Source organism: Rhodococcus sp. NPDC059234 (assembly GCF_042754225.1).
Lineage (GTDB): Bacteria > Actinomycetota > Actinomycetes > Mycobacteriales > Mycobacteriaceae > Rhodococcus_G.
On the sequence record NZ_JBHZAH010000156.1, the window covers coordinates 1 to 9,677 of the forward strand.

Annotated in this window: 8 protein-coding genes; 4 read left to right on the forward strand and 4 right to left on the reverse strand. The window is 69.8% G+C overall.

The genetic code is table 11. The features are described from left to right. Positions 1-46: 46 nt before the first annotated feature. Positions 47-499 carry a universal stress protein gene (locus ACFXGJ_RS22595; RefSeq protein WP_378625120.1) on the reverse strand — a complete coding sequence of 151 codons (453 nt, stop codon included), beginning with the start codon at positions 497-499 and terminating at the stop codon, positions 47-49. A 182-nt stretch (positions 500-681) separates the two neighbouring features. Here ACFXGJ_RS22595 and ACFXGJ_RS22600 point away from each other — a divergent pair, with 182 nt between their 5' ends. Beyond that, positions 682-3,477 carry an alpha/beta fold hydrolase gene (locus tag ACFXGJ_RS22600; protein ID WP_378625123.1) on the forward strand — a complete coding sequence of 932 codons (2,796 nt, stop codon included), beginning with the start codon at positions 682-684 and terminating at the stop codon, positions 3,475-3,477. Further along, positions 3,474-4,355: an ABC transporter permease gene (locus ACFXGJ_RS22605; protein WP_378625126.1), complete on the forward strand. Its 882-nt coding sequence runs from the start codon at positions 3,474-3,476 to the stop codon at positions 4,353-4,355. Before ACFXGJ_RS22600 ends, ACFXGJ_RS22605 begins: the two co-directional genes overlap by 4 nt. Positions 4,356-4,401: 46 nt before the next feature. Here ACFXGJ_RS22605 and ACFXGJ_RS22610 read toward each other — a convergent pair whose 3' ends face one another. Both ACFXGJ_RS22610 and uvrB read right to left on the reverse strand, forming a co-directional pair. Beyond that, on the reverse strand, positions 4,402-5,268 hold the full coding sequence (locus ACFXGJ_RS22610; protein WP_378625130.1) for a hypothetical protein: 867 nt from the start codon (positions 5,266-5,268) through the stop codon (positions 4,402-4,404). A 54-nt stretch (positions 5,269-5,322) separates the two neighbouring features. Further along, positions 5,323-7,485: an excinuclease ABC subunit UvrB gene (uvrB, locus tag ACFXGJ_RS22615; RefSeq protein ID WP_378625132.1), complete on the reverse strand. Its 2,163-nt coding sequence runs from the start codon at positions 7,483-7,485 to the stop codon at positions 5,323-5,325. 79 nt (positions 7,486-7,564) lie between these two features. Between uvrB and ACFXGJ_RS22620 the strand changes: the two genes are divergently transcribed. Further along, on the forward strand, positions 7,565-8,068 hold the full coding sequence (locus ACFXGJ_RS22620) for a DUF402 domain-containing protein (RefSeq protein WP_378625134.1): 504 nt from the start codon (positions 7,565-7,567) through the stop codon (positions 8,066-8,068). A gap of 8 nt (positions 8,069-8,076) precedes the next feature. Here the strand turns inward: ACFXGJ_RS22620 and coaE are convergent, their stop codons facing one another. Then, on the reverse strand, positions 8,077-9,294 hold the full coding sequence (gene coaE / locus ACFXGJ_RS22625; RefSeq protein WP_378625136.1) for a dephospho-CoA kinase: 1,218 nt from the start codon (positions 9,292-9,294) through the stop codon (positions 8,077-8,079). A gap of 123 nt (positions 9,295-9,417) precedes the next feature. On the opposite strand from coaE, the gene ACFXGJ_RS22630 reads away from it, so the two are divergent. Further along, entirely contained in the window at positions 9,418-9,636 is a 219-nt protein-coding gene (locus tag ACFXGJ_RS22630; protein WP_378625139.1) for a hypothetical protein, read from the forward strand. Positions 9,637-9,677: the final 41 nt, after the last annotated feature.

Below are 9,677 nucleotides of genomic sequence, written 5' to 3' on the forward strand. Positions count from 1 at the left end.
CCGGCGGGGAGTACCCCGCCGGAGCCGCGGCCCGGATCGGTGACGATCAGCGAACGGTGTGCACGATCAGCACGTCGGAGGTCGACTTGCGGGCGGCGTCCGAGGGCACGGAACCGAGCAGTCGGCCGGTCAGGGTGTTCAGCCCCCGGTTGCCGATCACCAGCAGGTCGGCCGAGACCTCGTCGATCAGCGCGAGCAGCGAGTCGACGGGCGCCCCGACGACCGCGCGCTCGACGATGTCCTGCGCGCCGGCCGCCTGGGCTCGTTCGCGCGCGGTGCGGAGGATCTCGAACGTGGGCGCGGAGCCGGTGATCTGGTAGGCGTCCTCGCGAAGGGTGTCCTGCGCCGCCTCGATGTCCTTGGGGTCGGCCGGGTAGTACGCGCAGGCGATGACGAGCTTCGCTCCGGCATCGGCCGCCAGCGACGCAGCCTTGTCGACTGCCTTCAGTGACGAGTCCGAGCCATCGGTTCCAACTACGATGGTGCGGTAGGCACTCATTCATTCCTCCGGTATCTCGTTCGCGCCCGCGGCGCGGTGGTGCAGCGGCCGCCACCAATGCGAAACGCTGCAACAGCACGCTCCGACACCCGGCCGCTGCGATGACCCTATCCGGATCACCATCTGGTTAGTGGGAATTGCGGTACAACGCACATCCGCGGTGTCTCGCTACATTGGGTCTCATGCACCTTCGCCGGCCGCGCGGTATCACCTCGTGGATCGCCGTTGCCGCGACGGCGATTCTCCTTGTGGCGCTCGCAGTGGTGGTGACCTCGAACGTCCGAAGACCTCCCCCGGTGTCCACGTCGGATGTCGTGGTCTCGCTGCCGGCCGGCCCCGACAGCTCGGACGAGGTCAAAATCGATGCACGGCTGTATCTTCCGGCGCACACGCCCGCGCCCGCGGTACTCCTGGCACACGGGTTCGGCGGCAGCAAGGACTCCCTGTCCGACCAGGCCCGAGGCCTCGCCGAGGACGGATTCGCCGTACTCGCGTACAGCGCCCGCGGATTCGGCCACAGCACCGGTCAGATCTCGCTCAACGATCCCGCTCGTGAGGTCGCCGACGCCCGCGGACTGGTGGACTGGCTGTCGGCCAGGACGGACGTCCAGCAAGACGGTCCCGGAGACCCCCGGATCGGGGTCGCGGGCGGATCGTACGGCGGCGCACTGGCACTGACACTCGCCGGCACCGACCACCGGATCGACGCGGTGGCCGCGTCCATCACCTGGAACGATCTCGGCCAGGCACTGTTCCCCAACTACGGCACGACCACCGACCCGGAGTCCGCCACCCCGGCGGCGGCCGGTTACGGCGGGCCCGGCGTCCTCAAACGCGCCTGGGCCGGAATCTTTTTCGGCGCAGGCGTGTCGGGCGCGGCACAGGCCGCACCCGACGGCGGTCCGAGCCCGAACGCGGGACCCTGCGGCCGATTCGCGCCCGAGATCTGCCAGGCCTACGCCCCCGCCGCCGAAACCGGCCGACCCACACCGGAACTGCTCGCCCTGCTGCGGGCGCACTCTCCCGTCGCCGTCGCCGATCACATCACCGCGCCCACCCTGCTCGTCCAGGGACAGCAGGACACCCTCTTCGGCCTGGACCAGGCCGACGCGACCGCCCGCCAGATCGCCGGGAACGGAACCCCGGTCCAGGTGCGCTGGTTCGACGGCGGGCACGACGCCGGCGGCGAGTCCGACCGCAGCCGCGCCGCGGTCGCCGCGTTCCTGTCCGACCGACTGCGCGAGGGCACCGGCAGCGACACGTTCACGTTCGCGCTGCCCGGTGCGCCGACCGACCAGGGGCAGCCGGTGAGTCGGCGGATGACCGCGGCCGACTACCCGGGATTGACCGGAACGGACGCACCGACCCCCCGAATCCGGATCCCCCTGATGGGGAATCCGCAATCGGTCGTGCGTCCGCCGGGGGCGTCACCCGCGGCGCTGTCCGCGGTGCCCGGGCTGGGTTCGGCCGTCGCCGGGCTCGGTGCGGCCGCGGGCGGCGCCCTCGACCTGGCCTCCGATCCTCCCGGACAGTCCGCCCGCTTCTCGGGCGCGCCGCTGGAGCGGCCACTGACCCTCACCGGCACCAGTTCAGTTCGGCTGGCGGTCTCCGCACTCGCCGCGCCCGGGGACGGGGTGCTCTTCGCCAAGCTCTACGACGTCAGCGCCCAGGGACGGCGCACCCTCACCGGCAATGCCGTGTCCGCGATCCGACTGCCGGATTCACCTGCAGCACAACCGGTCCCCCTGACCGTCACGCTTCCCGGGGTCGCCTCGCAGGTTCCCGAGGGTCACCACCTCGAATTGGTCGTCACCGCGACCGATCAGGCGTACGCCAATCCCGTCACCCCGGCCCAGTTCACGGTCGCCCTCGCCGACCCGGTCCTGTCGGTGCCGAGTGTGCCCGCGCAGGCAGCCAGCCGGGCCGTGCCGCTGGCCCCGCTGGTCGGCATCGCGGCGATCGCCGCCGTACTCACAGCGCTCGTCGCGGTCACCACAGCTCGGTCCCGACGGCGCGTGGTGGCGCAGGTGGACCCGGACCTCGTCGACGTGCCGCTCGTGATCTCCGACCTCCGCAAGACCTACGGCAACGGCTTCCGGGCGGTCGACGGCGTGAGCTTCACGGTCCGGCGCGGTCAGGTGCTGGGCCTGCTCGGCCCCAACGGGGCGGGCAAGACGACCACGCTGCGGATGCTGATGGGCCTGATCACGCCCACCGCGGGCGATATCCGGGTCTTCGGACACACTGTGACCCCGGGCGCCCCGGTGCTCTCGCGTCTCGGTTCCTTCGTCGAGGGATCGGGTCTGCTCCCCCACCTGAGCGGCATCGACAACCTGCGGCTGTACTGGGAGGCCACCGGCAGACCCACCGCGGAGGCCCGGATGGACGAGGCACTCGAGATCGCCGACCTCGGCGACGCCGTGCATCGGAAGGTCCGCTCGTACAGCCAGGGGATGCGGCAACGGCTCGCACTCGCGCAGGCGATGCTCGGACTGCCCGACCTGATGGTGCTCGACGAGCCCACCAACGGCCTCGACCCGCCGCAGATCCGAACAATGCGCGAGGTGCTCGTCAACTATGCGCGCACCGGCCGCACCGTGCTGGTCTCGAGTCACCTCCTCGCGGAGGTCGAGCAGACTTGCACCGACGTGGTGGTGATGAACCACGGCCGGGTGATCGCGACCGGCACCGTCGAGGAGCTCACCTCCGCCGAGGGCGCCACCGAGCTGCGCGTCGACGACGCCGCGGGCGCCGCGCGCGTTCTGGCCGGCCTCACCGGACTGGGACCGGTTCACGTCCAGACCGGCGAGAACCCTTCGGTCCGAGTCGATCTCGGCGACATCGACCCTGCGGTGGTGGTGCGCACCCTGGTCGAGGCCGGGATCGGCGTCCGGGGACTGTCCGGGTCGACGCGACTCGAGGACGTGTTCCTGCGGCTGGTGCACGTGTCGGACCATCGCGAACGGGAGACCTTGTGAACACACGGGACGGCCTGGCGCCGCAGCCGCCTTCGGACGGTCGGGCGGCGGGTTACCACGCGCGCCGGACGCTGCCGCTGCGGACCGAACTGGTCCGGCAGTTCAAGCGCCGACGCACCCACCTGGCGCTCGGATTCCTCGCGGTGTTGCCGGTGATCCTGGCGGTGGCCTTCGCGATCGGTGGCGGGTCCGGATCGAGTTCGTCGGCGATCGACCTCATCGACCTCGGCACTCGCGGCGGCGTGAACTTCACGGTGTTCTGCCTGTTCATGTCCGTCGGGTTCCTGCTGATCGTGGTGGTCGCGCTCTTCTTCGGCGACTCCGTGGCCAGCGAAGCCTCCTGGTCGTCCCTGCGGTACCTTCTGGCGATCCCGGTTCCGCGAAGCCGGTTGCTGCAGCAGAAGGCGATCGTGTCCGCTGCGCTGTCGGTGCTTGCACTGCTGCTGCTGTTTGCGGTCGCCCTCACGCTCGGCACCGTGCTGTACGGGACGGGCCCGCTGGTCACCCCGTTCGGCGATTCGCTCGGCTACGGCAAGGCGGTCGTCCGGCTTGCGCTGGCACTGGCGTACATCGCAGTGAATCTGACGTGGGTGGCGGGACTGGCGATGCTGCTGTCCGTGCTCACCGACGCGCCCCTCGGCGCGGTCGGCGGGACCGTGATGATGTCGATCCTGGTCCAGATCCTCGACCAGATCACCGCTCTCGGCCACTGGCGCGACCTGCTGCCGGGCCACTTCTCGTTCGCGTGGACCCGGTTCCTGGCGCCGACGGTCGACTGGCACGACGTCGTGGTCGGCTCGTTCTCCGCGCTCGCCTACGCGGCGGTGTTCGGGGTGTGCGCGTGGCAGCGCTTCGCGACGAAGGACATCACCAGCTGAGACGTCACCGGTCGAGCGGCATCCCGACCGAGGGCACGGCCGGGACTCAGCCCCGCACGCCCGGACCGAACACGCCCGCCGGAAAGACACCCTCGGCGAACAGCCGTGCGCGTATCGCGGATCCGACCTCGAGCAGGCGCTCGCAGCCGCCGTCGCCCAGCACCGACCACGGCGCGAAGGCCAGCTCGTCGGTGACGTGCTCGATGTGCTCGCGCAGCGCCAGTCCGGGCGCGGTCAACTCCCCCGACCCGTCGAGCAGACCGCGTGCGCTGAGCCGGCCGCGCGCGTGCGCCCACTGCTCCTCGGACCAGCCGCGGCGGGTGCGCGCGAACTCCTCCTGGAAGCCGACGCCCGTCGCGGTGTGCGAGATCAGCGCCTCGATGCCGGACAGTCCCACGGTCTGCAGCACCGCGATGTGTCCGTCTCCGCGGTACTCACGCAGCAGCGTCAGTGCGTGCCACAGCACCAGGTGCGGATCGGTGGGCCAGGGCGTATCGGCGTGCGCGGCATAGAGGGGTCGGCCGTCGACAGCGGGGATCGCTCGAGCCGCGGTCGCTGCCAGGTCCGCGGCCTCCGCCAGGTCGGTGGAGGCGAGAACCTCGGCGCCGAGCACGCGGCGCAGCGCCGCGTCGACCCCCCGGTAGCGCGCGGCGACGACCTTCTCCGGGTCGACGAGCGACCATGCCGCCGGGATGTACCTGGCGACGAGCTCCGGGTTGAAGTTGTAGAACGTCGCGGCCACCACCGCACCGGACACCGCACCCATCGCCGCCGAACGCCCAGCGAAGTAGCACATTCCGCCGGGGTGCAGCCCAGCGGCGAGGAGCGCCTCGTTCGCCTCGGGCGCGAAGTAGGACACGCCGTGAATGAGATCGAGTGTTCGCGCGACCTGCCCGGCCGACTGTGCGTCCATGCTCCTCACCGTAGACGGCCGGTGAATTCCGTCCTGCCGCAGCCTCACTCCCGGTTACTGGAGTCCGGCCGCATCCATACCGCGCAGCTCCTTCTTGAGGTCCGCGATCTCGTCGCGGAGCCGGCCTGCCAGCTCGAACTGGAGCTCCCGGGCCGCGTTCATCATCTGATCGGTGAGTTCCTTGACCAGGTCGGCCAATTCGGCCCGCGGCATCGCCTTGATGTCACGGCCCTCGTACACACCGGCACTGACGGCGCGTCCGGCCTCGCCCTGCGCCCGCCGGCCTCGACTGGCGTTGCGGCCCGACCCTCCGATGTCGACCCCGGCGGCGGTGTCGTCGGCCTCCTCGTAGACCTGATCGAGGATGTCGGCGATCTTCTTCCGCAGCGGCTGCGGGTCGACGCCCTTCTCCTTGTTGTAGGCGATCTGCTTCTCGCGGCGCCGATCCGTCTCCTCGATGGCCTGTGCCATCGAGTCGGTGATCTTGTCGGCGTACATGTGCACCTGGCCGGAGACGTTGCGGGCGGCGCGGCCGATCGTCTGGATGAGGCTGGTCGAGCTGCGCAGGAAGCCTTCCTTGTCTGCGTCGAGGATCGCGACGAGCGACACCTCGGGCAGGTCGAGGCCCTCCCGGAGGAGGTTGATACCGACCAGCACGTCGTACTCGCCGAGACGCAACTGACGCAGCAACTCCACCCGGCGGAGGGTGTCGATGTCCGAGTGCAGGTACCGCACCCTGATCCCGAGTTCGAGGAGGTAGTCGGTGAGGTCCTCGGCCATCTTCTTGGTCAGCGTGGTGACCAGTACGCGCTCGTCCTTCTCGGTGCGCTGCCGGATCTCGTGGACCAGGTCGTCGATCTGCCCCTTCGTCGGCTTCACGACGACCTCGGGGTCCACCAGCCCGGTGGGTCGGATGACCTGCTCGACGAACTCGCCGCCGGCCTGCCCCAGCTCGTACTTGCCCGGCGTAGCGGACAGGTACACGGTCTGGCCGATGCGCTGGGTGAACTCCTCCCAGGTGAGCGGGCGGTTGTCGGTGGCCGACGGCAATCGGAAGCCGTACTCGACCAGGTTGCGCTTGCGGGACATGTCGCCCTCGTACATCGCGCCGATCTGCGGAACCGTCACATGCGACTCGTCGATGACGAGCAGGAAGTCCTCGGGGAAGTAGTCGATGAGGGTCGCGGGCGCGGTCCCCGCGCCGCGGCCGTCGATGTGCCGCGAGTAGTTCTCGATGCCGGAACAGAAGCCGACCTGTTTGATCATCTCGAGGTCGTAGTTGGTGCGCATCCGCAGCCGCTGTGCCTCGAGCAGCTTTCCCCGTCCCTCGAGGTCCGCGAGCCGCTCCTCGAGTTCCGCCTCGATGTCCTTGACCGCACGCTCCATCCGCTCCGGACCCGCCACGTAGTGGGTCGCCGGGAAGATGCGCAGCGAGTCCACCTGCCGCACCACCTCACCGGTCAGCGGGTGCAGGTAGAACAGCGCCTCGATCTCGTCGCCGAAGAACTCGATCCGGACGGCGAGTTCCTCGTAGGACGGGATGATCTCGACGGTGTCCCCGCGCACCCGGAAGGAGCCGCGGGTGAACGCGACGTCGTTGCGGTTGTACTGCACGTCGACGAGCAGCCGCAGCAGGCCGTCGCGCGGCACCTCCAGCCCGACGTCGAGCTGGATGGACCGGTCCAGGTAGGACTGCGGGGTGCCGAGGCCGTAGATACAGGAGACGGAGGCGACCACCACGACGTCCCGTCGCGAGAGCAGGCTCGACGTCGCCGAGTGCCGCAGCCGCTCGACGTCGTCGTTGATCGACGAGTCCTTCTCGATGTAGGTGTCCGTCTGGGCGATGTACGCCTCGGGCTGGTAGTAGTCGTAGTACGAGACGAAGTACTCGACCGCGTTGTTCGGCAGCATCTCGCGCAGTTCGTTCGCCAACTGGGCGGCCAGCGTCTTGTTCGGCGCCATCAGCAGCGTGGGTCGTTGCAGCTTCTCGATCAGCCATGCCGTGGTGGCCGACTTGCCGGTGCCGGTCGCGCCGAGCAGCACCACGTCCTTCTCGTCGGCCCGGATGCGCCGCTCGAGCTCGGCGATGGCCTCCGGCTGGTCACCCGCAGGCCGGTGCTCGCTCACCACCTCGAAACGGGCCTCCGACCGCTCGATGTCTCCGACCGGCCGGAATTCGGACTGCGCCACCACGGGATGCTCGGATGCGAACGCCATGGCACCAGGGTAGGCGCAGGGTCCGACAGGCTTCCCGACGAACCGACCCGGCCCGCTCCGACCGGTAGGTTCAGCAGCTATGGACGTGCACGCCCCGAAGGTCGAGGCCTTCAACCTGGTCGATCGGACCAACACCGACCCGAAGGGATTCGTGCGGCCGGTCGACCACTTCCGGGTCGAGCCGTGGGGCCTCTACATGGCCCGGCCCGCCGACCATCCGCACTTCCACTACCTGGAGTCGTGGTTGCTGCCCTCGCTCGGTCTACGGGCGTCGATCTTCCACTACCACCCCTTCCACGCCCGCGACCAGGACCGGTACGTCGACATCGGTGACTTCACCGCGGGCGAGCAGGAGTGGCGCTCCGAGGACCACTACCTGGACCTGATCGTGCGCACCGGACGGGACACCGAACTGCTCGACGTCGACGAGCTCATCGCCGCGCACGCCGCGGGTCACCTCGATGCCGACACCACCGAGCGCGCCGTCCTCACCGCGACGACGGCCGTCGACGGCATCGCGGCGCACGGCCACGACCTGGACGCGTGGCTCGCCGACCTGGGCATGCCGATCGACTGGCGCTGACGTCCCTCTCAGGCAGGCGCCCAGCCGGTCTCCTTCGCCCACGCCCACGCCCGGGTGTGGGCCGCGTCGAACCACGGCGTCTTCGCGTCGACGTAGGCCTCGGTCGCCGCCACGACGTCCGGTTCACCCGCCACCTTCGCCGCGGCAGCGCGCTTGACCGCGAGGTACTCCGCGGACGCCTCCGGGTCGGCATACAACCAGTCCCGGAACAGCAGGGCGAACCGCTGCCCGGGCCATCCGTCCACCCGGAGATGGACGTTGACGGGCCGGCCGGGATCCGCGCCGGCATGGAACCGCTTGTCCCACAACGAGGGATCGGCCTCACCGCCGATTCCGTAGGCCGGCTTCGGGTCGTCACGGGTGACCGACTCGACCCGCGGGAAGCCGGCCTCGGCAAGCACGTCTGCGAGCGCGTCCGCGGCGGCCAGGCTCGCCACGGTCACCTGGATGTCGAGAACGTCCTTGGCATCGAGGCCCGGCACCGCGGTGGAACCGATGTGATCGACGCGCAGTGCGGCGTCCCCGCAGACCAGTTGCAGTCGGGCGACGAGCCGTCGCGCCTGCGCCGGCCAGGTCGGATCCGCGGGCACCAGCACCGGAGCCACCCGTACGACCGTCCCCGTCGAGACGTTTCGCCCGTACTCGAGCAGTCGTTCCCACAGCGCCTTGACCGGTGCGTCCAGGCTGCCCTGCGGACCGGTGTTGTCCAGCCAGACGTCGGCCGCGGCGCGGCGCGCGTCGTCGGTGGCCTGGGCCGACATTCGCGCCCGCGCGTCCTCCTCCGGCATGCCGCGCAGCTCGACGAGCCGCCGGACGCGTTCCTCGGCATCGACGTAGACCACGACGACGAGATTGAACAGCGCACCCATGCGCCCCTCGACCAGCAGCGGAATGTCCTGCAGCACTACCGAATCCGCGGGAGCGGAGTCGACGAGTTCGGCGGTGCGCGCACCGATCAGTGGATGCACGACGGCATTGAGCCTGCCCCGGGCGTCATCGTCACCGAATACTTTGGCCGCCAACGCCGGTCGGTCCAGCTGCCCGTCCGCCTGGAGAATGTCGTCACCGAACTCGGCCACCAGGGCCGCGAGCCCCGGCGTACCCGGTTCGACGACCTCCCGGGCGATCAGGTCGGCGTCGACGACGACGGCTCCGAGATCGCCGAGGATCCGTGACACGGTGGACTTTCCCGCTCCAATGCCTCCAGTGAGGCCGATTCGCAACACGCGCTCCAGTCTGTCACCAAACACGCCGCAGCACATCCGGCCTAAATACACCAGGTTTGGACGTTTCTCGGTTATCTTCGAGCGGACGCGCCAGGCCGCCCAATTCTCAGACGAAGGATCACCATGCGAAGCACTGTCCAACACCCCGGTCGGCACCGTCTTGGCATGGTCGACGGGGTGCATTGCATCCTGATCCCCGAAGTGGCTGCCGCCCTTCACGAGCATCACCGCAACTGGTTCACCCAGATGATCAGCCCGGCCCGGCACAGCTTTGCGACCATGCGCAAGCGCACCGCCGAGATGCAGGGCGCCTGGGGCTCCGGGGTGGTCGCCGCCGGCTGACCTCCGGCGCCTGGTACGAATCCGGCTGTCGACAGTGACCC

Coding starts and splice junctions, on each gene's coding strand:
- ACFXGJ_RS22595 (WP_378625120.1), bottom strand. CDS start 499: ATGAGTGCCTACCGCACCATCGTAGTTGGAACCGATGGCTCGGACTCG.
- ACFXGJ_RS22600 (WP_378625123.1), top strand. CDS start 682: ATGCACCTTCGCCGGCCGCGCGGTATCACCTCGTGGATCGCCGTTGCC.
- ACFXGJ_RS22610 (WP_378625130.1), bottom strand. CDS start 5,268: ATGGACGCACAGTCGGCCGGGCAGGTCGCGCGAACACTCGATCTCATT.
- uvrB (WP_378625132.1), bottom strand. CDS start 7,485: ATGGCGTTCGCATCCGAGCATCCCGTGGTGGCGCAGTCCGAATTCCGG.
- ACFXGJ_RS22620 (WP_378625134.1), top strand. CDS start 7,565: ATGGACGTGCACGCCCCGAAGGTCGAGGCCTTCAACCTGGTCGATCGG.
- ACFXGJ_RS22630 (WP_378625139.1), top strand. CDS start 9,418: ATGCGAAGCACTGTCCAACACCCCGGTCGGCACCGTCTTGGCATGGTC.